This is a genomic window from Amycolatopsis pigmentata (assembly GCF_042684065.1).
In the GTDB taxonomy this organism is placed as follows: domain Bacteria; phylum Actinomycetota; class Actinomycetes; order Mycobacteriales; family Pseudonocardiaceae; genus Amycolatopsis_E; species Amycolatopsis_E pigmentata.
In genome coordinates, this window is the sequence record NZ_JBHUKR010000007.1 from 1,282,276 (window position 1) to 1,307,409 (window position 25,134).

The window sequence follows — 25,134 nt, forward strand, 5'->3', positions numbered from 1 at the left end:
GCCCCCAGACCCCCTTGAGGATTAGGTGGGGCGGGACTGTAACAAGGCCCGGGCGGGCTCCGAATCATCGAATGCACTCCCCGCCACGTTCCCCCAGTCAAGGAGACTTCGATCATGAGCGCCTGCCGCCTCTGCGGATCGGTAAGCCTGGCAGGCGTGGTCGATCTCGGCGCGACTCCGCCCTGTGAACGTTTCCTCACCGCCGAACAACTCGACGAACCGGAAATCACCTATCCGCTGCACCTGAAGGTGTGCACCGGTTGCTGGCTCGCGCAGATTCCTCCGTTGATCACGCCGGAGGACACGTTCACCGATTACGCGTATTTCTCTTCCTACTCCGCCAGCTGGGTGGACCACGCGCGGAATTTCGTGGAAACCGCGACCGGAAAGCTCGGGCTGAACGAGGGCTCGTTTGTCGTCGAGGTGGCCAGCAACGACGGTTACCTTCTCAAGCACGTGGTCGCCAGGGGTATCCGGTGCCTCGGTGTGGAACCGTCGGTGAACGTCGGGGAGGCCGCCCGGGCGGACGGTGTGCCGACCACCACCGCGTTCCTGAACCCGAGGACGGGAGCGGCGGTGCGGGCCGAGCACGGGCCGGCGGACCTCGTCGTGGCCAACAACGTCTACGCGCACATTCCCGATGTGCTCGGCTTCACCCGGGGGCTGCGTGAACTCGTCGCGGACGACGGCTGGGTGAGCATCGAGGTGCAGCACCTGCTCACGCTCATCCAGCAGGTCCAGTACGACACCATCTATCACGAGCATTTCCAGTACTACACGGTGGAATCGGCGCGCCGCGCGCTGGCCACCGGCGGACTGTCCGTTGTGGACGTCGAGCGACTGCCGACGCACGGTGGCTCGATCCGGCTGTGGGCTCGGCCCACCGAGGTCGCCGGTGAGCCGAGCGCCAGGATGACCGAGGTGCTGGCCGAGGAGAAGGCGGCGGGGCTGCACGAGCTGTCCGGCTACGCCGAATTCGCCGCCCGGGTCACCAAGGTGCGCCTCGACCTGCTGCGCTTCCTCGTCGATGCCGCGGACGAGGGAAAGACGGTGGTCGGGTACGGCGCGCCGGGCAAGGGCAACACGTTGCTCAACCACTGTGGGATCCGGAGCGACCTGCTCGCCTACACCGTCGACAAGAATCCGTACAAGCACGGGCGGTTCACGCCCGGTGCCCGTATCCCGGTCCTGCCGCCGGAACGCATCGCCGAGGACCGGCCCGACTACGTCCTCGTCCTGCCCTGGAACCTCAGGAACGAACTGGTTCCCCAACTGTCCTATGTGGAGCAATGGGGCGGCAGGCTGGTCTTCGCAATCCCGCGCCTGGAGGTGCTCTAAGAGTGAAGGTCGTCCTGTTCTGTGGCGGATACGGCATGCGCATGCGCAACGGCGCCGCCGACGACGCGCCCAAGCCGATGGCGATGGTCGGACCGCGGCCGTTGATCTGGCACGTCATGCGTTACTACGCCCACTTCGGGCACACCGAGTTCGTGCTGTGCCTGGGCTACGGCGCGCATCACATCAAGAACTTCTTCCTCAACTACGAGGAGACGGCCTCCAACGACTTCGTGCTCCGCGGTGGCCGGACCGAGCTGCTCTCCACCGACATCGCGGACTGGTCGATCTCGTTCGTCAACACCGGTGTCGACTCGCCGATCGGCGAGCGGCTGCGGCGGGTGCGCGCGCATCTCGAGGGCGAAGAGATGTTCCTCGCCAACTACGCCGACGTGCTCACCGATGCCCCACTGCCGGAGATGATCGAACGGTTCTCGCACCGGGATGCCGGCGCCTCCATGATGGTGGTGCCACCCCAGTCGTCGTTCCACTGCGTGGAACTGGGAGAGGGCTCCATGATCGGCTCGATCACCGCGGTCAACGAGATGCCACTGTGGGAGAACGGCGGCTATTTCGTGCTGAGGCAGGAGATCTTCGACCACATCCCGGAGAACGGGGACCTGGTCGTCGACGGATGCGGTGAACTGGCCAAACGGGGCCGTCTGCTCGCCTACCCCTATCGCGGGTTCTGGAAGCCCACCGACACGGTGAAGGAACGCGCGGCACTCGATCAGGACTACGCGCAGGGCTACCGCCCGTGGGCGTTGTGGGAGCGGGCGGTTCCAGCATGAGGCCGATGCGGGTTCTGTTGACGGGGCACCAGGGGTACCTGGGCAGCGTGATGGCCCCGGTGCTCGCCGCCGCCGGTCACGAGGTGATCGGGCTGGACTCCGGCCTGTTCGCGAACTGCCTGCTGGGACCGCGGCCCGATGACCCGGCGGGCCACCAGGTCGACCTCCGGGACACGACCGTCCGGCATCTGTCCGAAGTGGACGCCGTGATCCACCTCGCCGCGTTGTCCAACGATCCACTCGGCGCGCTCGATCCCGACCTCACCTACGCGATCAACCACCGGTCGTCGGTGTGGCTTGCCCGGCTGGCCAGGGACGCCGGTGTCAGCCGGTTCCTCTACGCCTCGACCTGCTCCGTCTACGGGGCTTCCGGCGGCGACGACCTGGTCGGCGAGGACGCGCCGCTGCGGCCGGTGACGCCGTACGCCGAGTCGAAGGTCCGCGTCGAGGATGACCTGCACGAGCTGGCCGACGAACGGTTCACCCCGGTGTTCCTCCGCAATGCCACCGCGTTCGGCTTTTCGCCGCGGCTGCGCGCCGACATCGTGCTCAACAACCTGGTCGGTCACGCGTTCCTGACCGGCGTGGTGCGAGTGCTTTCCGACGGGACTCCGTGGCGGCCGCTCGTGCACGCCCACGACATCGCCCGTGCCTTCGCCGCCGCTCTGGTCGCGCCCCGGGAGGCCGTGCACGCCAAGGCGTTCAACATCGGCACCGAACGGAACAACGTGACCGTCGCGCAGATCGCCGAGCAGGTCGTCGAGGCGGTGCCCGGCTCGCGGTTGACGATCACCGGGGAGGCCGGCGCGGACCCGCGTTCCTACCGGGTGGACTTCTCGCGGTTCCGCCAGGCGGTCCCGGAATTCGAGTGCGAGTGGACGGTCAAGGACGGCGCCATCGAGTTGGCCGACGCCTACCAGCGGCTCGGGCTGACCACGCACAACTTCGATCGCCGTTTCACACGGCTGGCCTGGCTGCGTGACCAGGTGGAGGCGGGCAAGGTGGACGCGACGCTGCGGCCGCTCCCGTGACACCCCCCGTGCCGGCTCTCGGCGGACTCGCGGAGGAAACACGGTGACCATTCAGGGAGCTGGTTCCTCTCGTCGCTACCAGGGCAGGCATCGCCTTCGTGGCCAGAGACGGCACAGCCTGCCCGTGGGTTCGTGGCCGACCCATGCCGCGAAGGGGACGCTGCGCAGCGCCCGGCGGGCGATGGCGGGGCGAGTGAGCTGGGGACTCGCCGACCAAGCGGTGTCCAGTCTGACCAACTTCGCCGTCGGCAGTTATGTCGCGCGGTCGCTGGGGGCCACCGCGTTCGGCATCTTCGGGCTCGCCATGGTCACTTACAGTGTCTCGCTCAACGTGTCGCGAGGGCTCGCCACCGACCCGCTCATGGTGCGGTTCAGCGGAGTGAGCACCCAGCTCTGGCGGCGCGCGGTGGCACGATCCGGTGGCACGGCCTTGGCCGCCGGTGCGGCAGCCGGCGCCGTGTGCCTCGTCATCGGGGCCTTCCTGCACGGCTCGCTCGCGCACGCCTTCATCTGCCTGGGGATCATGCTGCCGGCGTTGCTGATGCAGGACAGCTGGCGGTTCGCCTTCTTCGCCGCCGGAGCGGGCCGGAAGGCCTTCGCCAACGATCTGGTCTGGGGAATCATGCTGATTCCCGCGATGGTCCTCGCCGACCGCTTCGGCACCATCTCGTCGTTCGTACTGGCCTGGGGGGCCTCCGCCGCCATCGCCGCGGCTTTCGGCTGTATCCAGACCGGAATTTTCCCGCGCGTCGCCGCGACTCGTGACTGGCTACGGGAACAGCGTGAGCTCGCACCGCGCTATCTGCTCGAAAACGTCAGCAACAGTGGTGCCTACCAGTTGCGGATGTACGGTCTGGGCGGGATCGCGGGGCTGGCCGCGGTGGGCACGGTCCGTGGGGCGGAACTCCTGCTCGGGCCGTTCACGGCGGTCCTCATGGGACTGTCGCTGGTCACCGTCGGTGAAGCGTCGCGAGTGTTGCGCAGGGCCCCGCACAAGCTGCGCCAGTTCTGTTTCCTGCTGGGTGCCGCTCAGGCGGTCGCCGCGCTCGTGTGGGGGCTGGCCTTGCTTGTACTGCCCGACCGGGCGGGCTGGTTCGTGCTCGGCCCGGTCTGGCCGCTGGCGTCGGCGTTGATCGTGCCGGCGACGTTGTCCATCGCCGGGGCCAGCTTCATCACCGGCGCGCAGGTCGGCCTCCGCGCACTCGGAGCCGCGCGGCGAAGCATGCCGACGCAGCTGCTGGCGTCCAGCTTCTACGTCGTCGGCGGCCTGCTCGGCGCGGTGGTGGCCGGTGCGGCCGGGTCGGCCTGGGGCGCCGCCGTCGCGACGACGAGCGGGGCGCTCGTGTGGTGGTTCCAGCTTTCCCGCGGACTCAAGGAAAGGACCATGACCGTGCGCGCCAGGCAAAGCGTTCCGCCATCAGGCCCGCGCGAAGTCGAGGAGAGACGAGCATGAGACACATTCCCCGGCTGAGCGTCGGCCTCCCGGTCTACAACGGCGAAAACTACCTCGCCGAGGCGATCGAGGCGCTGCTCGGCCAGACGTATGCCGACTTCGAGCTGATCATCGGTGACAACGCCTCGACGGACGGAACGGAGGAGATCTGCCGTCACTACGCGGCGCGCGATCCGCGGATCCGTTACTTCCGGCAGCCGCGGAACATCGGGCTCGCGCCCAACCACGGTTTCGTCTTCCGGCAGTCGGAGTCCGAACTGTTCAAGTGGGCGTGCCACGACGACCTTTTCGGTCGTGAGCTGCTGCGACGCTGTGTCGACGCGCTCGACGAGTACCCGCACGTGGTGGCCGCGCACGCCTGGACCGCGATGATCGACGGGACGGGCGCGGTCACTCGCGCGATCGCCTACCCGCTCGCGACGGCTTCGCCGAGCGCCGCCGAGCGGTTCCGGAGCATGCTCTTCGCCAACGGTGGTGACGACGACGGCGCGGTCTTCCGGTCGGAGGTGCTGCGCCGGGCGAAGCCACTCGGCAGCCACCACCACGCGGATCGCACCTTCGTCACCGAACTCGCCCTGCAAGGTCCGTTCCACCAGGTTCCCGACTGGCTCTATTTCCGGCGGGACCACCCGGACCGAGCGGAACGCGCCTGCCCGACGGTGCGCAGACGATGCGCGAACCTCGACCCGCGCCGCGCCAACCGGTTCCGGCATCCGGTCGCTCGCCTGTTCGGGGAGTACGTGTGGGCCTACATCTCGATGATCCGGCGCGCGCCGCTGACCACCGCCGAGCGCCGCGAGTGCTACCGCGCCCTCGCGCAATGGACCGTGAGCCGGGCCGGCCGTGACTCCTGGGGAGAGGTGACCGACCAGCCCGCCGCCGAGGTCGACCTCACCGCCATGTCCGTCGCCACGGTCGTCGCCGGACAGGAGGCGGCGTGATCCACAATGGTGGAGCCCTGATCGCCCGGACCCGGAACCGCACGGCGCTGCGAGTCGGTCTGTTCGGACTACTGGGGTCGGGCAACCTCGGCAATGACGGCTCGGCCAAGGCGCTGGTCCGATTCCTCGAGGAGCGGCATCCCGATGTCGTCGTGGATTTCATGTGCATGGGACCGGAGGCGATGCGGGAGCGCTACGGTCTGCCCGCGATCCCACTGAACTGGTATCACGGGAAGCGTCGCTCCGGGTCGCGACTGACCCTGAACATCCTGAAGGCGCTGGGGAAAGCCGTCGACGCGGTCCGGACGGCGCGGTGGGTCGCGCGCCATGACGTCGTGATCGTGCCGGGCATGGGCACGCTGGAGGCGACGCTTCCGTTGCGCGCCTGGGGTTTTCCCTACGCCGTGTGCGTGTTGTGCGTGGCGGGACGGTTGTTCCGGACGAAGGTCTCGCTGGTGGCCGTCGGAGCCATGGTGATCAACAAGCGGTTGACGCGACTGATGTTCACCACAGCCGCGAAACTGGCGTACTACCGGTCCTTCCGTGACGTCATGTCCAAGGAAGCGTTGCGCCGCATGGGCGTCGACACCTCACGGGACGAGGTCTACCCCGACCTGGTGTTCTCGTTACCGATGCCCGTCGCCGAACCGGGTGGTGCGGACATCGTCGGCGTCGGCGTGATGGACTACCACGGCGGTAACGACGACCGCGCCCACGCGCGCCAGATTCGCGCCAACTACCTCACGGAGATCAAGAAGTTCGTCCGCTGGCTGGTCGACAACGGCCATCAGGTCCGGCTGTTCATCGGGGACAGGACCGATCAGGTCGTGGTACGGGAGATTCTCGCGGACGTGCGATCCGGCAGGCCCGACCTCGACCCGGCGTGGGTGACCGCGCCGGCGGTGTCCTCGTTGGACGATCTCATGCGCGAGATGTCGGCCGTGCGCACGGTCGTGGCCACCCGGTACCACAACGTGTTGTGCGCGGTGAAGCTCGCCAAACCCACGCTGTCGATCGGTTATGCGCAGAAGAACGACGTGCTGATGGCGGAAATGGGTCTCGCCGAGTACTGCCAGCGGGCCGATTCGGTCGACTTCCGGTTGCTGGTCGAGCAGTTCACCGCGCTCGAACGCGAACGGGATAAGCTGATCCGCACCATGGCGGAACGAAACCAGGCCAACGCGGGGGAGTTGCGGCGGCAGTTCGACGTCCTTTCGAAGGTGATGTCATGAAGACCGTGCCGGTTCCGCGCGTCGCCGGTGCCTGTTTGTTCGTGCCCACCCCGCATTCGGACGAGCGGGGGTTCTTCTCCCGCACCTTCGACGCGGCCGTCGTCCGCTCGGCGGGCATCGACCCCTGGTCGTTCGTCCAGGACAGCGTTTCCCGGTCACGGCAAGGAGTCGTGCGCGGAATGCACCTGCGTTCGGGGGCGGGCGAGTCGAAGCTCGTCCGCTGTTCCTACGGCGCGGTCTTCGACGTGATCGTCGACCTGCGCCCGGATTCGCCCACCTACGGCAACCGGGAAATCGTCGAACTGTCGGGCCGCACGCAGTTCACGCTCTACGTCCCCGCCGGATGCGCGCACGGCTTCCAGGCACTGACCGAGCCGGCCGACGTGTCGTACCGGATCGACCGCGAACACGACCCTGCCGAAGACGTCACCATCGCCTTCGACGATCCCGAACTCGCCATCCCCTGGCCGCTTCCGGTGACCCTGATGTCCGAGCGGGACGCCAAGGCGCCGACGCTGGCCGAGGTCAGGCTGAAGATGGGCTGGCCGAACCCGCGCTGAGACTGGCCTTCCTCATCCTTGGACGGGCCGGCTTCGTGGATTTCCCGCGCAGGGCGGACGGTTCAGGCCATCGGCCCTCTTCTCTGCCGTTCGGCATAGCATTCCTGGCAAATTCTGCGTGTCCGCAGCGCTTCTGACGCTTCTTCGTGGCGGTAGAGCGGCCCTACCGGCAGTTCGTCATCACACACAGGCACCCACGACCCGATCGGCGCGTTACGCCACGCCGCGGGGTCTATCCCGGTCGGCACCCAGTGCAGGGTCTTGTTGGGGTCCCTCGTGGGCAACTCGCTCATCCACTGGAGGAGATCGGTATTGGCGGAAGTCGGAGGCCTGGCGTTGCCATGCCGGACGCCGTAGACGGCTTCGGCCACCTCCACCCAGAGCGCGTCGTCCGCCATTGTGATCACCATCCGTCTTACAGATGTAACTGCTTGTCACAATGGTACTTGCTACACCTACCTATAGCTACCTATACCTGTATATAACAGCGTATTGGTGACCGGCACTTCCTATGGTCACGTTATGTCATGGGACGACCGGGCCATCCGCATCGACAGGGACAGCCCGACACCCGTATGGGTCCAGGTAGCCGACGACCTGCGGAGTGACATCGCATCCGGCGCGCTCCCCGCGAAGTCGCGCCTCCCGTCCGGGCCGGAACTGGGAGAGATCTACGGGGTAGCCCGCGACACCGCCGTCAAGGCCGTGCGGAAGCTGCGAGATGAGGGTCTGGTCGTGGTCACCAACGGCAAGGGCACGTATGTGGCCGACCAGTGAGCAATGAAGCCTGCGGCCACCGGCCGAGGTCGACTGGTCCGCACCTGACTTTCAAGGGCGGGAATATCACCGAACCGCGTCAGTCCGCGTCAGTCCGCTGCTACCTTGAGTTCGCGGACACGGGCAGGGAGGTACCGAGATGGCGATTATCGAGGACGGCGGCAGCTCGACGGGCCTGTTTGGCGGCGTCATCGGCGCGGCAGTCCAGGCCGTCGATGCCGGGGTCAGCAGCGCGGCTCTCGCTCAGGCGCAGCAGGCCGCACAGGGCCTGAAGGACGCCGCGTCGGCGGGCAAGATCCGCATCAGCGAGGCAGGCTTCAACTCCTTCATGCAAGCCCTCAACGACTGCGACGCGCATCTGCAGGATCTCCGGCGCAACGTATCCACCGTGGCGCAGGCACCGAAACTCGGCACTAGCGACTATGCGCAGAAGGTTGCCGCACACGTGCAGAAGGGCGGCACGGGTCTGACCCAGTCCGCTGATGCGGTAGCGGACCAACTTGGCGAGATTCTGAACACGACTCGGGACGCCCTGAACCAGGCCAGAAAGGCGTACCAGGAGAACGAGCACGGTAACGTCCAGGTTCTCAAGTAGCCACAGTCGACGCGGAGGATACGGGTGCGCCGAGCAGCCCTCACCACAGTCATTGCGGCCGCAGGACTGTTTGTCGCCGCCTGCACCAATACGCAGACGGGGCAGGCTGTGCCGAGCGCCGGCCAGTCGGCCGCGTCGTCATCCGGCACAGTGGTGCCTGGTCTTAGTGGCCTCAAAGCGTGCAGCCTCCTCACCGATGACGAAGCCAAGCAGGCAGTGCCGAACGCCGGACCCCATGTGGACCAGGGGGAACAGGGCGGCCCGGGTACCAGTGACTGCAAATGGAGCGGTTCGGTGACGAATGGTTCTCATGCGATAACGTTCGGCGTCACGGTGCGTCCTGGTCAGAGGATTGATGACATGGTCATCAAACCGGGTGGTGCGGCTTCGGACGCGCGGACAACGGGCGGGCGTCCGGCAAAAGAAATAAAGAGAAACGAAGGAAATGGCACGTGTATCGTCGGCATCGCTGTTGGCTCTGGCCGTGTTGACATCAACGCGGCGACCAGTGATACGACCAATGTCGCGTGTTCCGTGGTGAGTAAGGTCTCCGACTTTGTCGAGCCGAGGTTGCCTGCGTCCTGAGTCGCGGCTCAGCGTCGTGGGATCCGGACGCGCCCCATGAGCCAGGCCGTGGCCGGGACAACCGCGAGGGCGGTGCAGAAGCCGCCGACGGTGTCGGTCGGGTAGTGGGCGCTGACGACGACTTCGGTCCAGCCCATCGCGGCTCCGGCGGGGAGCACCATGGCCACCAGGACAATGGCGGCCGTACGCGTGCCAAGTCGTAGTACGTCGATGGCCAGCAGGGCCAGGAGCAGGGCGAGCGCGGTCGCGAAGGCGGTGTGGCCGCTGGGGAACGACAGGTAGACGCCGTGGATGGTGCGGCCGACCAAGGGCTTGAGCAGCGCGGTCGCCGCGACCGACAGGCCGACGCCGAGAACCGTGAGGACGGCCATCCGGACCCGGTGTGCCACGAGGCAGGCGGCTACCGCACCGGCGGTCAGAATCGTCGAGCCGATCGGTTCGCCGCAGAAGTCGATGAGGACCGCGAAATCGTGCCATGGGGGGCGTGGGCCCGCGAGCGGTTCGGCGTGGTTGTCGAACGCGCCGAGGGTGCCGCCGGCGAAGTACAGCGTCCCCAAGGTGATCACCACGAGCGTGGCGGCGAGCGCGACGATGGTCAGCGCGCGCCGCAGCCTCGGGTCGAGCGCGACGGGCAGCGGGTCGCGGATCTCGCTGCGCGTCACCCGATCACCCCTCTTTGATCGCTGATTCGTAGCCCGACAGTAGGCGCTCCAGGCCTGCGGCGGGGGTGAAGTCGCGTTCGTAGCGGCGCCTGGCCTCGGTACCCATGGTGTGGTTGCGCTCTGACCCGATCCGGCGAAGGCAGTCGGCCAGCGACGCGGGATCATGCGGCCGGTGCAGGAGCCCGGTCACACCGTCCTCGACGAGTTCGGGGAACGCGCCGTGCGCGGGGGCGACCGCGGGCACGGCGGCCGCCATCGCTTCCACCACCACCAGTCCGAACGCTTCCAGCCACGTCGATGGTGCGACCACCGCGACGGATCGGGCGAGCAGTTCGCGGCATTCCGCGGGGTCCTTCAAGCCCAGATATCGCACGTCACCGCGGCTGGCCACCCACTGTTCGACCTCGGTCCGCATCGGACCGGCTCCGGCGATGACCAGCGGCACGCCGAGTTCACCCGCGCACGCTTCCCACGCGGTCATCAGCAGGCGAACGCCCTTCTCCTCGGTGAGCCTGCCGAGGAAGAGCACGTGCTCCCCGGTTCCGTGGCGCCGGGTTCCGGGGTCGGCGACGAAGTTGTGTTTCACGATCATCTTCTCGGCGGGCATCCCGCCCTGGACCAGGATTTCCCGCTGTGCGCCGGAAATGCAGAAGAACCGGGTGATGCCGGACCACCATCGCCGCCGGTTCACCGCCAGTCCGACCGCCATCGGCACGGTCGCCAGCGCCGAGCCGCGATAACACCCGTGCCGCACGGCCGGTATCGGGTGGCTGCCAGCGCATTCGCCGCAGATCCGGCCGTCACGGTAGAGCGTCCCCGGCGGGCAGATCTGCGTGTAGTTGTGCAGGGTCGCCACGGCGGGCACACCGACATCGGTGCAGGCCGCCAGGACCGACGGCGACAACAGCGGAAACGTGTTGTGGATGTGCACCACGTCCGGCCGGTCCCGGTGCAGACGGGCGGTCAAGTCGGCGCGAGCCCGCGCGTTCCACGGAACGCGCAGGGGAACGGTCGCCTTGCGCGGCAGCGACATCGTGGCGATGTCGTCGCTGCGCCGTTCGAAAACGCCGACCTCATGGCCGGCGCCGGCGAGCAACGCGACCTCCTGGTCGACGACGTTGTTCTCCCCGCTCGGTTGTTCCGACCGGTACCGGTTGTGCACCACGAGCACCTTCACGTCGCCGTCTCCCGTCCCGCGAGCAGGGACCCGGCGATGGCCAGGTTCAGCAGATACGGTGACGCGTCACCCAGGCCGGCTTCGGTGTAGGAGGCGCTCAGGCAGTACACGATCAGGAACAACGCGCACGCCCGCGAGAGTGAAGGCGGCTGCAGCAGCGCGACGGTGAGCAGGACGAGCAGGAAGGCCGCGACGAGCACCACGCCCGCGTAACCCTGTTCGTGGAAGACCGCGAGCCAGCTGCTGTCGATGGGCAGTCCCCCATACGACTTGTCGCCGAGCCCGAAGCCGAGCAGGTTTTCCAGCGTGGTGCGCGGTGCGCTGAGCAGTGCGTCCCAGACCTTGGCTCGCCCGGTCAGGCTCGAGAGGTTTTCCTGGCTCTGCCCGCGCTGAAACCATGCGACCAGCAGCGGACCGGCGACCATCGCCACCAGCACGGCCGAGAGCGTGCCCCAGGTGAACACTCTCCGCGCGCGGACGCTGGTCGGGACGAGCGACACGGCGGCGATCACCAGCCCGATGACCAGGCCGAGGGTGGCGGTCCGGGTGTGACTCAGCATCAGCACACCCAGCGCGGGCACGACGATCGCGAGCGCGCTGAACCTGGTGGTTTCCCGGCCCAGCCACAGCAGCAAGGTGAGCCCCGCGGCGATGGCGGCGTAGTGCGCCACCTGGGGCGGGGTGAGCGGCCAGATCGCGTCGATCAACCGGCCCTCGTAGGTGCCCGGCATCGCCTTTCCGGGTGAGATCAGCAGGCCCGCCACCACCGAAGCGAGGACCACGGTGAGCATCCGGACGTGGTAGCGGACGAAGGTCGGCCGCCCGTCCCACCAACGGGTGAGCAACCACAGCGTCGCGATGAACACGAACAGGCGGAAACAGCGGAACAGCGACCCGTACCCGGATTCCAGCCGCAGGCTGGACACCACGCTCACCGCGAGCAGCAGCGAGAGCAACGTCAGGTAGGCGCTGGGCCGGATCCGGATCCGGGGATTGAGGGCCAGCGCCAGCCCGAACGCGGCCATCAGCGATCCCATCGTGATCAGCTGGATGAGCGACCGGGGAATCCGGACGATGGTGACGACCCCGATCGACCCGAGCGTGTTGATCGCCAGCAGTGCCCAGACCGCGCCCACCAGGCGGGGTGTCCCGGATTGTTCCGGTGCTGCTTGCGGCACGCGGCGGATGTCGACGAGTTCCATCAGCTGTGGTTCCTGACCGTGCTGCCGGCATCCTGCCGATACGGCGCGGCTTGCCACTCCGTCATGGTGAGGACGCGATCGGTGCCGTGCGGCATGAAGGTCCACGGACCGATGTAGGTGTTGCCGTGCCAGGTGTTGCCCTGTCCGAAGGTGATCGCGTCGCGCACGGCTTCGCCCTTGTACGGCGACCAGTCCGGGTAGGTGCCGTAGTTCGCGAGCACCGCCATCCTTCCGCAGGCCGTAGTGCATCCGACGACCGTGGTGTCCAGGCTGAACCGGTTGTCGTGGATGTCGGCGCGCTGGGTCTTCCACCGGCAGTCGGAGTTGAGCGGTTGCGTGGCGATGCCCGGCTGCGTGCACCGGTTGGGGTCGGGCACGAGCAGCGTGCAGGTACCGGTGGAGGTGTTCGCGGGACTGTTGCAGAATCGGTCGGCGTTTTCCCACAGCGTGATGCCGGACCAGTTGTCCTGCAGGGTGTTGCCGTAGATGTCGATCTTGTCGGTGCGCGCGGGCACCCTCGGCTCGCCACCGGATTCGGAGATGTAGATCGCGGCGACCGGGAAGCTGTCTCCACGGGCGGCGAACTTGCGGCCTTCGGCCCAGTTGTTCCGCCGGATCGTGTTGCCGCGGATGGTGGCGTTGTAGCTGATCTCGTACATGATCGCGGCGTTTTCGTTCTCCTCGATCAGGTTGTTCTCGATGAGGAAGTCGTTGTCGTCGGTGTCCGCCCACAGCCCGGGCCCGTGGTTGCCGTGGACCCAGTTGCCGCGCACGTCGGCGCCGTTGACCGCCCAGAACTTGACGCCGCCGCTGCATCCGCAGCCGGGCTCGCGGGTTTCCCAGTCGTCGGTGTTGTTCCCGGCGATCTCGTTGCCTTCGACCACCAGGTTCGTGATGGTGTTGCCGTCCTTGAAGGCGTTCATGCCGTACTGACCGTTGTCGCGCAGGCAGTTGCCACGCACCTGCTGGCGGGCGCCGGCCATGATCCCGGCGCCGGAGTTCGCCTCGATCGTGTCGTGTTCGAGGATCCAGCCATCGCCGGAATCGTGGTTGACCACGCCCTCGTCGTGGGGGGCCGCGAAGCGGCGGACCGTGAGGAAGCGGATCGTGACGTTCGAGGCGTGCCCGGAGAAGGCGTATTTGTTGACTCCGCGTCCGTCGACGACCGCGCCAGGAGCGCCGAGATAGGTGTCGCCGTCCTTCGGGGTGACCTGGTCGTACTTTTCGTCGCTCAGCCGGTGGGTCCCGGGCATGAGCCAGAAGGTGGTCCCGGGAGGACTCGATCGGGTCTTGGCGGCGAGGCCCCCGGAGACCGCCGGGTCGACGGTGACCGCGCCGGACGGAGCCGACGCCGGGCCCGGAACCGTCTTCCCGCACACTGTCGCGGTCGGTGCCGGCGTCTCCGCCGCGTCCCGGACGCCGATGTCGTCACCGCTGCCCGAACAGGCCGAGACCAGCAGGACCAGCGCGGCGAACCCGGCGATCCGCCACGACACGCCTGTCACGGGAGCACCTCGAAACGGAGCATTGTGGTCAGCGCTTCCTCCGTGGTGAAGCCGGTTCCGATCAGGACGTAGGCCGGTTCGCGACGGCCGAAGCCCGGCGAGTACCACCCGAGTGGCGGATCGGTCTCACCGCGGTGCGCGCGCCAGGACAAAGCGGCCGGGAGCGTGAGCACCGCGCGACCACCCGGCCAGGTCAGCTCGGCTTCGGTGCCCTCGATGCGGACTTCGACCGTCGGGCCGAGGTGGAAGGCCAGCCTGCACGGGTGCCGTCGCGCCTCGCGAACCTCGTCGACGATCTTGAGTTCGGACTCGTCGAGTTCGACCGACCGCCGGTGCACGAGGGGCCGGTAGCCGTCGTGTTCGGCGCACCACCGGGCCGCGCCGGTCTTGGGGGTTTGGACGGAGAGGACCTTGCTCTGGGCGTGCCGGGTCCAGAGGAAAGGGCCGCCCGAGACCGACTGGTCGTGTCCGCCGAGTTCCAGTGTGTTGTGCCCGAGCGTGGAACGGAAATAGGACCGCCAGGCCGGTTGCCCGTGATAACAGAAGGTGCCCGGATCGGCGAGGATGTCGACGCCGCGGTGCCGCACCTCGAGCGACAGCGCGTCGGCATGCGCGTGCGCCGCGATCGACAGGAAGCCATGCGGCCCGCCGTCGCAGCGGCACCAGACGTCGCCCGCCCGCAGGATCGTGAGCCCGGCGTCGGCGAAGTGATCCCGGCGCAGGGACGGCCGGTCCACGCTCTCCAGAGACGGGGGCGAGGCGACTGCCGCGAGCAGCGGCGTCCGGACGTCGTCCGTGCGCACCTCCGGCCACCAGGGAAGACGTCCGAAGAGGACCTTGCCCGTGGCGAGCAACGAGACCCAGCGATCGGTCCCGGTGCCGTCGAGCACGAGACCGTGACCGTCGTCGGCGTCTCCCTGCCTCGGCGGGCGCAGCCTTTGGTCCACAATGGACGCGAGCGCGTCGGTCATGCGGACCAGGGTGGTCCAGGTCGATCGGGGGACGGTGAATCCGGCCGCCTCCGCCTCGATCGCGGCCGCGAGGCCCAGTTCGAGGACGAGACCGTGGTACTCGGTGGCCAGCTCGCGGTTGAGGCCCGAGTCGAAGGTGTTGCGCCGCAGGTGTTCGTCGAGCGAGCGCGCCGCGCCGGCCTGCCATCGCGAGGACTCCGGGAACCAGCCGAACGCCGACGCCGCGGCGAGCCGGCCGGCGGCTTCGGCGATGACGTGATTGTTGGCCGACGAGCCACGGCTGGGAAAAGTGGCGAGCCACCGCTGGTGGTGCCAGATCTGATGCCGGGCTTCCGGGTTCTCCTCGAACAGCGCGGGTGCGCCCGGCCAGCCCTGCAGGAGGCGGCGCACCCAGACCCACGAGATCAGGCGGATGCCGAGTTCGATCCCGCTGATCCAGTGCACGCCGCGCCCCGGCGGATTGGCCGTCCACCACGACTTCAGCTGGTCGGCCACCCGGGTGGCGTAGTGGTCTTGACCAGTCAGCGCGTAGGCCGCGGCGAGGACGGTCAGATGCTGGTGCCGGGACGGCTCCCAGATCTGCTTGATGTCGCCGACGATCTCTTCGTCGCGGTAAGGGATGTCGAAGGCGTGGCCGTCGGGGGCGCGGCGGCCGGTCTTCGGGCAGAAGGCCCAGTCCGGACTGACCATGTCGTCACGGATGACGCCGAAGTACTCGGCATAGCCGTTCATGATCCGGTCCGCACTCGCGAGCAGGCGGTTCTTCGCGCCCGCCGGCGCGGCCGCCAGGGCTTCCCGGGACAGCGCGGGGTAAGGCCAGGAAGCCTGGTCCGCCAATGGCCGGCTGCTCACGTCACGCCACTGTCGGCGGCGGGCCGTGTCCACGGCGCGACCGGCGATCTCGTACGGTCCCATCCGCGACAGGCGCCGGAGATACCAGCCGGGACTGGTCGTCATGAGCGAACCTCGACCCGCGCTCCGCTGGTGACGCTCCGCTCGACCGCGAGCGTGGCCAGCGTGGTCGCGGCGAGCGACTCGATCGGCACCGGCATCGGTCCTCCGGTGGAGACCGCTTCGATGAAGGCGTCGAGTTCCGCCCGCTGCCCCTTGTCCCGGCCCCGGGGGATCCGGGAACTCGACCACCGCTTGCGCGAATACACCGAAGCGCGCAGGAAGTCGTCGAAGCGCAGGATCTTGCCGTCGGCCACGACTTCGAGCGTTTCCTTGGGGAAACCGGGGTGCCCGCTGGTGGCATAGGTGATCGACGCGGTGGAACCGTCGGGGTAGCGCACCAGTGCGTGCAGGTCGCCGTGCCCGGGCGTCGCGGTGGCGTAGACCGATGTCGGGTCGAGGTCGAGCAGCCAGGTCACGGTGTCGATGAAATGCCCGCCCTCGCCCGCGAAGCGGCTGCCCTCGGATTCCGGCCGCCCGTACCAGCTGCCGCCGTCCAACCGCCCGGCATTGACGAGGTAGCGGACCGACGCGGGGCCGACGCGCGCGCCGAAGTTCTCCTTCGCCTGCCGCAGCAACGGCGCGAACCGGCGGTTGAAGCCGACCTGAAGGCGATGGTTTCCCGACTCTTCCGCGGCGGCCAGCACCTTGCCGAGGTCCTCTTCGGACAGTGCCAGTGGTTTCTCCACGAACACGGCCTTGCCCGCGAGCAGCGCCCGACGGGTCAGTTCGGCATGGGAACTGTGGCGGGTCACCACGAACACCGCGTCGATCGACGGATCGGCGAGCATGGCGTCCACATCGGTGGAGACCTCGGCGAAGCCGAACTTGTGGCGCGCGTTCGTCGCCGAAAGCGCGGAGGTGGTGACGACCTGCTGCAACCGGACGTCGTCACGGCCGACCAGATGGGGGAGCAGCATCGAGGACGCGTAGTTTCCCGCGCCCACGAACGCGACACGCACCGCCTGGCCGGGCGGCGTCCAGCCGATGGAGGTGCGGGGCTTGCTGCGTGCCGTTTCCCCACTCCCCGCGGCCTTCATTTCCTGTTCACCGGCTGGAGTCCGCTCGGCAGGCCCGGGGTAGCGGAACAGGACCGTGACCGCCTTGAGGCCACCGTCACCGAGCTGCCGATAGGTCTCCACCGCCGTGGAGAAGTCCGCGATGTGCGAAATGAGCGGTTCGACATCGACCCGGCCGCGCGCGATGAGGTCGAGGAAGCACTCCAGATTGCGGCGCTCGGTCCAGCGCACATAGCCGATCGGGTAGTCGCGGCCCTCCAGTTCGTATTCCGGGTCGTAACGGCCGGGACCGTACGACCGGGAGAACCGGACGTCGAGTTCCTTTTCGTAGTAGGCGTTCCAGGGCAGGTCGAGGCTGCACTTCCCGATGTCGATGACCCGGCCCCGGTCACGGCTGAGCCGCGCCGCGAGTTCGACCGGCTGGTTCGTGTCGCCCCCGGCGGCGAGATAGACCTGGTCCACGCCGTGACCGTTGCTGATTTCGGCGACGGCGGCGTCCACTTCGGACGAACCCGGCGCGCCGCAGACCAGCGCGCCGAGCGACTCGGCGAGCCGGCATCGGCTCGCGTCGGGGTCCGCGCCGATCACTCGCGCGCCCGAAGCGACCAGCAGCTGCACCACGAGCTGCCCGATCAGGCCGAGCCCGATCACCAGCACGATGTCGCCAAGCTGTGGCTCTCCCTGCCGGACTCCCTGCAGGGCAATGGAACCGACGGTGCCGAACGCGGCGTGCCGTGCGGCGACCTTCGCGGGCACCGGGGTGTAGAGGTTGCGGGGCACCCAGTTCAGTTCGGCGTGCAGCGCGTGTTCGTTGCCCGCGCACGCCACCAGATCGCCGACGGCGACATCGGTGATGCCTTCGCCGATTTCTTCCACGACGCCGCAGAGCGAGTAGCCCAGAGGGGTGTAGGAGTCGAGGCGGTTGATCACCTTGCGGTAGGTGGCCAGCACACCGTTGGTGGTGACGCTGTCCATCACCTTGGCGACCTGGTCCGGCCGTGACCGGGCCTTGCCGACCATGGACAGGCCGGCCTCGGAGACCTTCATCATCTCGGTTCCGGTGGAGATCAGCGAGTAGAGGGTCCGGACCAGTACCCCGCCCCGCTTGCACGCGGGTACCGGCACGTCGAGCAATGCCAGTTCCCCGCTCTTGTAGTTCTGTACGACCTGCTTCACGGCGCTCCCCACTCTTTTTTGGTTCCGGCTTCAGCACCGCGGTACCAGTACTCCAAGGTCAGGATGTGCCAGAGATGTTTGGACCGGTCCTGGCGGCCGGCGGCGTCCTCCTCGACGAGGCGTCGCAGCGCGTCGCGCCGGAGGAAGCCGGACTGCACCAGCACGCCTTCGTTGATCACTTCGCGCACGACCGGTGCCAGGTCGCGGCTCATCCACGCGCGCAGCGGCGCGCTGAACAAGCCCTTGGGCCGGTCGACGATCTCCTTCGGGAGGATCGCGGTGGCCGCCTGCTTCAGTGCCGCCTTGCCCTGCCGTCCCACGATCTTCCGCCTGCCGGGCAGGGCGAACGCCGCCTTGACCACTTCCACGTCCACGAACGGCACGCGCACCTCGGTCGACGCGGCCATGCTCGACCGGTCGGTGTAGGCGAGGTTCAGGCCGGGCAGGAACATCCGGGTGTCCGCGAGGCACATGCGGTTGACGAAGTCGTCCAAAGCGTTGTCGTGGTAGGTGTCGGCGTGTTCGGTCAGCACGTCGTCGACGGCACCGGCCAGGCCGGGGTCGAGCAGGCCCAGCAGTTCTTCCCGGTCGTACATGGTGTAGCTGCGACGGAAGGCCGCTTCCTCGGGCAGCCCGGCGAAGGAGAGGAATCGCTTGGCGAACCGGACCGAACGGTAGCCGCGCTTCGCGGAGGCCACCGGCATCTTGTCCACAAAGGACTCGACCGGCCACCGGATCGCGCCGGGCAGCCGCTGGTAGCGCCTGGCGAGCAGGTTGGCGAAGTGCTTGCGGTAGCCGGCGAACAGCTCGTCGGCCCCCATGCCGGACAGCAGCACCTTGACCCCGGCCTCGCGCGCCGCGGTGCAGATCAGGAACGTGTTGATCGCGGCGGGATCACCGATCGGTTCGTCGAGGGACTGCACCATACGCGGCAGCACGTCGAGCACCCGTGGCGCGATCTCGATCTCGTGCAGGTCGACGCCGAACCGGGCGGCGACCTGGCGCGCGTAACGCAGATCGTCCGGCATCGCTTCGAACTTGGCGTCCTCGGCACGGAAACCGATGGTGTAGGCGGAGATTCCGGGCCGGTGCCGTGCGGCCAGCGCGGTGAGGTAGCTGGAATCGAGCCCGCCCGACAGGAAGGTCGCGACCGGCACGTCGGCCAGCAGGTGTTTCCTGGTCGATTCCTCGATCACGGCAGCCAGGTCGGGCTCGGGTGCGTGGCGCGCCTCTTCGGCCAGTTCCCGGAGCGAGAAGTAGCGGCCGGTCTCGATCCGGCCGTCCGGGCGGCACCGCAACCAGGACCCGGGCGGCAGTTTCTCGGCCTCCCGAAAGGCACACCGGCTGTCGGGCACCCAGTAGTAGAGCAGTGAGGCGACGAGCGTGGTGTGGTCGACGGTCAGGGACCCGCCCAGCTCACCGGCCAGTGCCTTGAGCTCCGAGGCGAAGGCGAGCCCGCCGTCACGGCGGGTCAAGAACAGCGGTTTGATCCCCAGTTGGTCGCGGGCGAGAACGAGATCCCCGCTGCGCTCGTCGAAAACGGCGAACGCGAACATGCCCCGGAGCCGTGGCAGACAGTCGGTCCCCCACCGTCGCCAGGCCTCCAACAGCACTTCGGTGTCGGAAGTCCCGCGGAACCGGACACCGGCGCCTTCCAGCTCGGCGCGAAGTTCGGGAGAGTTGTAGAGCTCGCCGTTGTAGACCAGGGCGAGTCCGTCGGAGATCATCGGCTGCGCGCCGGTCTCGGAAAGGTCTATAATGGACAGTCGCCGATGTCCCAGATGGACCTCGGTGTCCCCGCCCCGGTGGGCGTAGTGCCCGGTCCCGTCGGGACCGCGGTGAGCCAGCGCCTTGGTCAACCGCTCGGTCACCGCGCCACCGTCCGGCCAGCGGTAGGTCCCCGCGATCCCGCACATGTCACGCCACCTCCCCGCGCGTCCCGGTGCTCACGAGACCTCCACGTCCTTGACCGGCTTGACCGGGGCGAGGATCTTGGTCGGTTCCTCGGAGTTCTTGACCTGGGCGAAGACCTTCGTGGGCGCCTCCTCCGGACGGACGAAGCGCTTGCGCTCGCGGCCCCGCAACGCGGTGTGCAGGCCGTCCCACAACGTGCCGTCCGTGCGGTCCCGCGGATCGGGATCGACCAGCACCACGCCCAGGACCGGGATCCGGCAGTCGGCGAGTTGCCGGGCGATCGTGTGCAACCACTCGGTGTTGGCGTGTCCCGCGCGCACGACGAGCACCGTTTCCCGGCCGAGACGCGGCAGATCGGTCCACGGCGCGCCCGGCGAGACCGAGCCGACTCCGATGGTGTCCGCTTCCGTCCCCAGCTTCCCCGCGATGTCCTTGGCCAATTCGGCGGCGAGCTTCGGGCAACCGAGTTCCAGTAGCGAGACCCGGCCGTTTTCCATGAGCCTGGCCGTGGTGGCGGCCACCCGTTCACGTTCCTTCTCCGAGCGCGACTTCAACTGGGCGATCACCGAAGCGCCCAGGTGCTCGGCCACGTCCCGGCGCAGTACCGGCCGGTCCCGCACCACGCCGGCGACCGCGGCCAGCGCGATCCCGAGGACGAGTCCGATCGCCAGGCCCAGCCCGGCGTTCGTGGCGCCGGTCTTGAGCATCTGCCGTGCGACCGGGCGAGCGGCGTCCATGATCTGCGTGCCGCTGGTGACCTTCGGTGCGCCGATCCCGGCCTGTTCGGCCTCCGCGGTCAGGTTGGAGATCCTCGAGGCCAGGTCGGCCCGCTGGGAGTACAGCGATTCCAGCTGGGTCGCCGAGGCGTTCGCGTACTTCCCGCTCAGCTGGCTGATCTGGGTGTCCACTTGGGACAGTTCGGTCCTGGCCTGGTCCCGTTGCCTGGTCAGCGCCTGTTGCTGGGAGGCGGCGGCGTCCTGGATGCGGTGCACGTAGTCGCTGATGAACGCATCGGCGACCGCCTTGGCGCGCGCTACCGCGTCCGCCTCGCTCGTCCCCTTGACGGTCAGGTCGAGCACGTTGTTGGAGACCGCCACCGCGCTGTAGTTCTTGAGGAAGTCCTCCGGGCGCTCGGCGATACCCAGGCTCTTCAGCGCCGCGCCCGCGACCCTCGTCGTCTGCAGCACCGCGATGTCGGTCTTGATCAGCGTCCCGGGATCGGACGGCGTGTCCTGCTCGTGCACGACCAGGATCCGGGCCGACGCGGACGGTGGCGAGGGGATGACCACCGCCAGCGCGGCCCCCACGATCAAGCCCAGCAAGGCGAGCGAAAGCCAAAGACGGCGGCGCCGGCGGATGCCGGAAAGGAGCCCGTGCAGGTCCACCAATGGCTGAGGGGCGGGAGTGTTCATAAGCCGGGCCCCGCCATCACTTCGACCGGCGGCTCTACCCGTGGAGCGGTGGGCACCGGTCCGGTCCGGTGAGTGACCACCGCGCCCAGCACGCGGTGTCCCGCGTCGGTGCAGGCCTCGGCGATGCCGACGAGTTCCCAGCCGGTCCGGGTGCCCGCGGTCAGCACCACCACGACTCCCGCCACCTGGTCGTCCTCCGGCACCGTGGGCCGGCGGGCGGAGACATCGGCCAGGCGCAGCACCACCGGTGCCAGGCCGCGTTCACCGCCCGCGGTGAGCGCGAGCCGTGACACGGCCTTGTGCGCGGTCGGATCGTCGGCCGCGACGAGGATCAGGACGCGCACCCCGTTGGGAGAGCCGCCGCGGATCCGGCTCAGCACCCTGCGATAGCGGATGGTCAGCGCGTCCCGGTCCGCCGCGGCCGGGAACGGTGGCATGTCCCACGGGCGGTCGTCCCACACCAGCTGTCGCAGCTTCACCCAGAAACTCGCCGGTGTCTTCTCCGGTTCGTCGGGCACATCGACCGCGGCGAGCAGCGGCGAACCGAGCGCCGCGGCGATCTCGGTTTCGGAGCGCAGGCGCTTGTCCGCGCGTGCCATGAACAAATGCCCGGCCAACCCGGCCAGGAAGAACACCACCGCACCCCCCGCGGCGAGCTGGGCCAAGGTCGGCGCGGCGGGTCCCGCCGGACGTTCGGCGGGACCCATCACCGACATCTTCGCCTGGCCGGACGCGGCGTCGGCCTGGTCGAGCTTGTTCATCGCCTCGGTCAGCTGCGTGCGCAGCGCTTCGAGCTGGGTGCGGATCTGCACGCCCTCGACGTTGGTGCCCTGGGACGTTTTCGCCAGGTCGCTGATGCGCTGCCCGGTCAGCGCGATCTGCTGCCGGAGCGCCTCCTTCTGCTGCTGGAACTGCTGCGCGGTCCCGTCCGTGCTGTTGGTGACGAGCTGGCCGGAGAAGGCGACGTACTGCTGGGCCACCTCGTCGGTGAGCCTCTGCGCCTTCTCGGGAGTGTCCGCGGTGCCGGTGATCTGGATGATGTTGCCGTCGGTCACCGCGGCGGTCACCGACTTCTGGAGCTGGGTGACGCTGACGTTCCAGCCGAGTGCCGACGCGGCGTGGTCGAGGACCGTGGTGCTCTGCGCCACCTGCGCTTCGGTCAGCAACTCGTCCGACTGGCGGTGGCCCAGCAACAGCACGCTGGCCGAGGTGCGGTAACCGGGGGAGAGCAGCAACGAGGAAACGGCCCCGATCGCCGCGCCGAGCAGTGCGAGCGCGATCAGCAGGCGCCAGCGTCCGCGCATCAGCCTGCCGATCGAGCTGAGTTTGACCGTGTCGTCGCTCATGAGAGAGCCCTCGCGTACGCGGCGAGGAGCGATTCCTGCGAACGACTCCACGAAAGCGGGCCGCTGACTCGCGCCCGTCCTGTTTCGCCCATTCTCCGGCGTTCGTCCGGATCGTCGAGCAGGCGGTCGATCAACTTGGCGAACTCCAGTTCGTCGTTGGCCGGGGCGTAGACGGCGGCGTCCCCGGCCGAGACCCGTGCCTCGCGCAGATCGAATGAAACGATCGGACGGCTCATCGCCATGTATTCCATGACCTTGTTCATCGTGGACACGTCGTTGAGCGGATTGAACGGGTCAGGGGAAAGACAGACGTCCGATGTGGACAGATAGCGCAGGAGGTCTTCGTCGGGGACGCGCCCGGTGAACTCGACCCGATCGCTGAGCCCGAGGCGGAAGGCCAGGTCCACCATTTCGGCGAAGGTGTCGCCGGAACCGACGAACACCGCGTGCCAGTCATGGCGGCCGAGGCCGTCGCGCAGCGCGACCAGGGAGCGAAGCGCGTAGTCGACGCCGTCCTGCGGCCCCATCACGCCCAGGTAGCACAACAGGTAAGGCTTGCCCCGCTTGAGTTCCGGCTCGGCCGGGACCTCGTGAAAGCGTTCCACCGCGGGTGCGCTGCGCACCACGAAGACGTCCTCGGGCCGCTTGTCGCCGCGGCTGAGCGCGACCTCCCGGTAGCTTTCGTTGGTCGCGATGACCACGTCCGCCGCCCGGTAGGTGAGCCGTTCCAGCGCGCACACCGCGCGGTAGAGCAGGTCCTTGCCGCGTCCGAACCGGGACAGGTACAGCTCGGGCACGAGATCGTGCTGGTCGAACACGAACCGCGCGCCACGGCGTTTGAGCCTGCGTGCCACCAGGAACAGCAGGTCGGGCGGGTTGCAGGCGTGCACGACGTCGAATCGCCCGAGCCGCCGGGCCAGCCGGAACGTGTGCCACAGCGCGGTTCCGTATTCGGCCAGATAACCGGCCGGGCCGCCGACGGCGGCCCGTAACGGATAACGATGGATGTTCACGTCGTCGATGACGGCTTCGGGTTCGGTGTCCCGTTTCGTCCCTTGTGGACAGATGACGTGGACTTCCCATCCGGCGTCACGCAGGGTGGTGCACTCCTGCCAAACCCTGCGGTCGAAGGGAACCGAAAGGTTCTCCACCAACACGAGCGCTCGTTTTCGTGTGTCACCAGGCAAGGCCCACATACCCCCGTTCGGTCCGGCGCCGTCCGGCGTCGGGAAGGCGCACGAGGTCGATGACCACGCGGTCGCCGGCGGACTCCAGTGCGCCCAGCACGTCGGGATCGAGACAGCCGACCAGGCACACGTCGGCGTGCGCGAGTACCTCGTCGACCGAGCCCGCGAGCAGCTGCCCCAGATGCGGCAACCGGCTTTCGATGTATTCGCGGTTGGCGCCGACGAGACGGGACACGCTCACGTTGGCGTCGTAGATGCGCAGGTCGTAACCCTTGCCGAGAAGCCGTTCGGCGAGTTCGACGAGCGGGCTTTCCCGCAGGTCGTCGGTGCCCGGCTTGAAGGACAATCCGAACAGCCCGATCCTCCGCCTTCCGGTGCGCACGACCAATTCGAAGGCACGCTTGAGGTGCTCTTCGTTGGAGGGCAGGACATGCGACAGCAAGGGCACCGAGACGTCGGCGCGATGCGCGGCGTAGACCAGGCCACGCAGGTCCTTGGGCAGGCACGACCCGCCGAAGGCGAAACCGGGGCGCAGGTAGGCGGGGCTGACGTTGAGTTTGCGATCGGCGAGGAAGACGTCCATCACCCGATGCGAGTCGATCCCGAGCGCGCGGCAGACCGCGCCGAGTTCGTTGGCGAAACCGATCTTGAGGCCGTGGAAGGCGTTGTCGGCGTATTTGGTCATTTCGGCGATCGGGACTTCGACCCGGAACACTTCTCCGGGTAGTCCTTCGTAGAGTCGCGCGACCGTGTCACCACTTTCCGGATCGATCTCTCCGATGACGGTCTTCGGCGGATCGAAGAAATCCCGGACGCTGGTGCCTTCGCGCAGGAATTCGGGATTGACCGCGACGCCGAAATCGACGCCGGCGGTACCGCCGGAATTCTTTTCCAGAATGGGGACCAACGTCTCCAGGCAGGTTCCGGGAAGCATCGTGCTGCGAAAGACCACGGTGTGCCTGCGGCCGAGACCGGCCATCGCGCGGCCGATCTGCTCGGTCACCCGCTCCAGGTAGAGGGTCGAAAGGCTACCGTTGGGCGCTGACGGAGTACCGACGCAGACCAGTGAAATCTCACTGTTCGTCACCGCGTCGACGACGTCCGCGGTCGCGCGTAACGCGCCGGAGCGCACCATTTCCGCGGTCAGTTCACCGATTCGTTCCTCGACCACCGGCGCCCGACCGCCCGTGACAAGATCGACTTTGACCGGATTGACATCGACCCCGATGACTTCGTGACCGCGGGAGGCCAGGCATGCCGCTGATACACAGCCGACATAGCCGAGCCCGAAAACGCTGATCCGCATGAGGCA

Annotated in this window: 22 protein-coding genes; 10 read left to right on the top strand and 12 right to left on the bottom strand. The window is 68.1% G+C overall.

The features are described 5' to 3' along the window. Positions 1-114: 114 nt before the first annotated feature. From ACFSXZ_RS19245 to rfbC, 7 genes are all read left to right on the top strand, one after another. Positions 115-1,338 (top strand): class I SAM-dependent methyltransferase, encoded by a 1,224-nt coding sequence (locus ACFSXZ_RS19245; RefSeq protein ID WP_378266399.1) that lies wholly within the window; start codon positions 115-117, stop codon positions 1,336-1,338. A 2-nt stretch (positions 1,339-1,340) separates the two neighbouring features. Further along, complete coding sequence (locus tag ACFSXZ_RS19250; RefSeq protein ID WP_378266400.1) at positions 1,341-2,126, top strand: glucose-1-phosphate cytidylyltransferase; 786 nt, start codon at positions 1,341-1,343, stop codon at positions 2,124-2,126. Positions 2,127-2,131: 5 nt separating this feature from the next. Beyond that, the gene (locus ACFSXZ_RS19255; RefSeq protein WP_378266401.1) at positions 2,132-3,157 is read left to right on the top strand and encodes an NAD-dependent epimerase/dehydratase family protein; all 1,026 of its coding nucleotides are present in this window, start codon (positions 2,132-2,134) and stop codon (positions 3,155-3,157) included. A 181-nt stretch (positions 3,158-3,338) separates the two neighbouring features. Continuing rightward, positions 3,339-4,610: a hypothetical protein gene (locus ACFSXZ_RS19260; protein ID WP_378266525.1), complete on the top strand. Its 1,272-nt coding sequence runs from the start codon at positions 3,339-3,341 to the stop codon at positions 4,608-4,610. Beyond that, positions 4,607-5,551: a glycosyltransferase family 2 protein gene (locus tag ACFSXZ_RS19265; protein WP_378266402.1), complete on the top strand. Its 945-nt coding sequence runs from the start codon at positions 4,607-4,609 to the stop codon at positions 5,549-5,551. Before ACFSXZ_RS19260 ends, ACFSXZ_RS19265 begins: the two co-directional genes overlap by 4 nt. Beyond that, complete coding sequence (locus tag ACFSXZ_RS19270) at positions 5,548-6,783, top strand: polysaccharide pyruvyl transferase family protein (protein ID WP_378266403.1); 1,236 nt, start codon at positions 5,548-5,550, stop codon at positions 6,781-6,783. The genes ACFSXZ_RS19265 and ACFSXZ_RS19270 overlap by 4 nt, the downstream gene beginning before the upstream one ends. Further along, entirely contained in the window at positions 6,780-7,343 is a 564-nt protein-coding gene (gene rfbC, locus ACFSXZ_RS19275; RefSeq protein WP_378266404.1) for a dTDP-4-dehydrorhamnose 3,5-epimerase, read from the top strand. Before ACFSXZ_RS19270 ends, rfbC begins: the two co-directional genes overlap by 4 nt. Positions 7,344-7,405: 62 nt before the next feature. On the opposite strand, the gene ACFSXZ_RS19280 is transcribed toward rfbC, so the two are convergent. Then, positions 7,406-7,741, bottom strand: coding sequence for a hypothetical protein (locus tag ACFSXZ_RS19280; RefSeq protein ID WP_378266405.1), 336 nt, complete (start codon positions 7,739-7,741; stop codon positions 7,406-7,408). Positions 7,742-7,865: 124 nt separating this feature from the next. Between ACFSXZ_RS19280 and ACFSXZ_RS19285 the strand changes: the two genes are divergently transcribed. The 3 genes from ACFSXZ_RS19285 (at position 7,866) to ACFSXZ_RS19295 (ending at position 9,300) form a co-directional block, all read left to right on the top strand. Continuing rightward, entirely contained in the window at positions 7,866-8,120 is a 255-nt protein-coding gene (locus tag ACFSXZ_RS19285) for a GntR family transcriptional regulator (RefSeq protein ID WP_378266406.1), read from the top strand. A gap of 139 nt (positions 8,121-8,259) precedes the next feature. Beyond that, positions 8,260-8,715 carry a hypothetical protein gene (locus ACFSXZ_RS19290; RefSeq protein ID WP_378266407.1) on the top strand — a complete coding sequence of 152 codons (456 nt, stop codon included), beginning with the start codon at positions 8,260-8,262 and terminating at the stop codon, positions 8,713-8,715. A 24-nt stretch (positions 8,716-8,739) separates the two neighbouring features. Continuing rightward, positions 8,740-9,300, top strand: a complete 561-nt coding sequence (locus ACFSXZ_RS19295) for a DUF3558 family protein (RefSeq protein WP_378266408.1) — start codon at positions 8,740-8,742, stop codon at positions 9,298-9,300. 8 nt (positions 9,301-9,308) lie between these two features. Here the strand turns inward: ACFSXZ_RS19295 and ACFSXZ_RS19300 are convergent, their stop codons facing one another. The 11 genes from ACFSXZ_RS19300 to ACFSXZ_RS19350 are packed head-to-tail and all read right to left on the bottom strand — an operon-like array spanning position 9,309 to position 25,128. Continuing rightward, positions 9,309-9,962 (bottom strand): phosphatase PAP2 family protein, encoded by a 654-nt coding sequence (locus ACFSXZ_RS19300; protein WP_378266409.1) that lies wholly within the window; start codon positions 9,960-9,962, stop codon positions 9,309-9,311. 4 nt (positions 9,963-9,966) lie between these two features. Further along, positions 9,967-11,139 carry a glycosyltransferase gene (locus tag ACFSXZ_RS19305; protein WP_378266410.1) on the bottom strand — a complete coding sequence of 391 codons (1,173 nt, stop codon included), beginning with the start codon at positions 11,137-11,139 and terminating at the stop codon, positions 9,967-9,969. After that, positions 11,136-12,341 carry an O-antigen ligase domain-containing protein gene (locus ACFSXZ_RS19310; RefSeq protein ID WP_378266411.1) on the bottom strand — a complete coding sequence of 402 codons (1,206 nt, stop codon included), beginning with the start codon at positions 12,339-12,341 and terminating at the stop codon, positions 11,136-11,138. Before ACFSXZ_RS19310 ends, ACFSXZ_RS19305 begins: the two co-directional genes overlap by 4 nt. Beyond that, complete coding sequence (locus ACFSXZ_RS19315) at positions 12,341-13,846, bottom strand: right-handed parallel beta-helix repeat-containing protein (RefSeq protein WP_378266412.1); 1,506 nt, start codon at positions 13,844-13,846, stop codon at positions 12,341-12,343. Before ACFSXZ_RS19315 ends, ACFSXZ_RS19310 begins: the two co-directional genes overlap by 1 nt. Next, positions 13,843-15,774: an alginate lyase family protein gene (locus ACFSXZ_RS19320; protein ID WP_378266413.1), complete on the bottom strand. Its 1,932-nt coding sequence runs from the start codon at positions 15,772-15,774 to the stop codon at positions 13,843-13,845. Before ACFSXZ_RS19320 ends, ACFSXZ_RS19315 begins: the two co-directional genes overlap by 4 nt. Then, positions 15,771-17,963 (bottom strand): bi-domain-containing oxidoreductase, encoded by a 2,193-nt coding sequence (locus tag ACFSXZ_RS19325; protein WP_378266414.1) that lies wholly within the window; start codon positions 17,961-17,963, stop codon positions 15,771-15,773. Before ACFSXZ_RS19325 ends, ACFSXZ_RS19320 begins: the two co-directional genes overlap by 4 nt. Further along, positions 17,960-19,879 (bottom strand): asparagine synthase (glutamine-hydrolyzing), encoded by a 1,920-nt coding sequence (gene asnB / locus ACFSXZ_RS19330; RefSeq protein ID WP_378266415.1) that lies wholly within the window; start codon positions 19,877-19,879, stop codon positions 17,960-17,962. Before asnB ends, ACFSXZ_RS19325 begins: the two co-directional genes overlap by 4 nt. 30 nt (positions 19,880-19,909) lie before the next feature. Continuing rightward, on the bottom strand, positions 19,910-21,289 hold the full coding sequence (locus ACFSXZ_RS19335) for a Wzz/FepE/Etk N-terminal domain-containing protein (protein ID WP_378266416.1): 1,380 nt from the start codon (positions 21,287-21,289) through the stop codon (positions 19,910-19,912). Then, complete coding sequence (locus ACFSXZ_RS19340) at positions 21,286-22,635, bottom strand: exopolysaccharide biosynthesis protein (RefSeq protein WP_378266417.1); 1,350 nt, start codon at positions 22,633-22,635, stop codon at positions 21,286-21,288. The genes ACFSXZ_RS19335 and ACFSXZ_RS19340 overlap by 4 nt, the downstream gene beginning before the upstream one ends. Further along, complete coding sequence (locus ACFSXZ_RS19345; protein ID WP_378266418.1) at positions 22,632-23,831, bottom strand: glycosyltransferase family 4 protein; 1,200 nt, start codon at positions 23,829-23,831, stop codon at positions 22,632-22,634. The genes ACFSXZ_RS19340 and ACFSXZ_RS19345 overlap by 4 nt, the downstream gene beginning before the upstream one ends. After that, the gene (locus tag ACFSXZ_RS19350) at positions 23,812-25,128 is read right to left on the bottom strand and encodes a nucleotide sugar dehydrogenase (RefSeq protein WP_378266419.1); all 1,317 of its coding nucleotides are present in this window, start codon (positions 25,126-25,128) and stop codon (positions 23,812-23,814) included. The genes ACFSXZ_RS19345 and ACFSXZ_RS19350 overlap by 20 nt, the downstream gene beginning before the upstream one ends. Between the last annotated feature and the right edge of the window lie 6 nt (positions 25,129-25,134).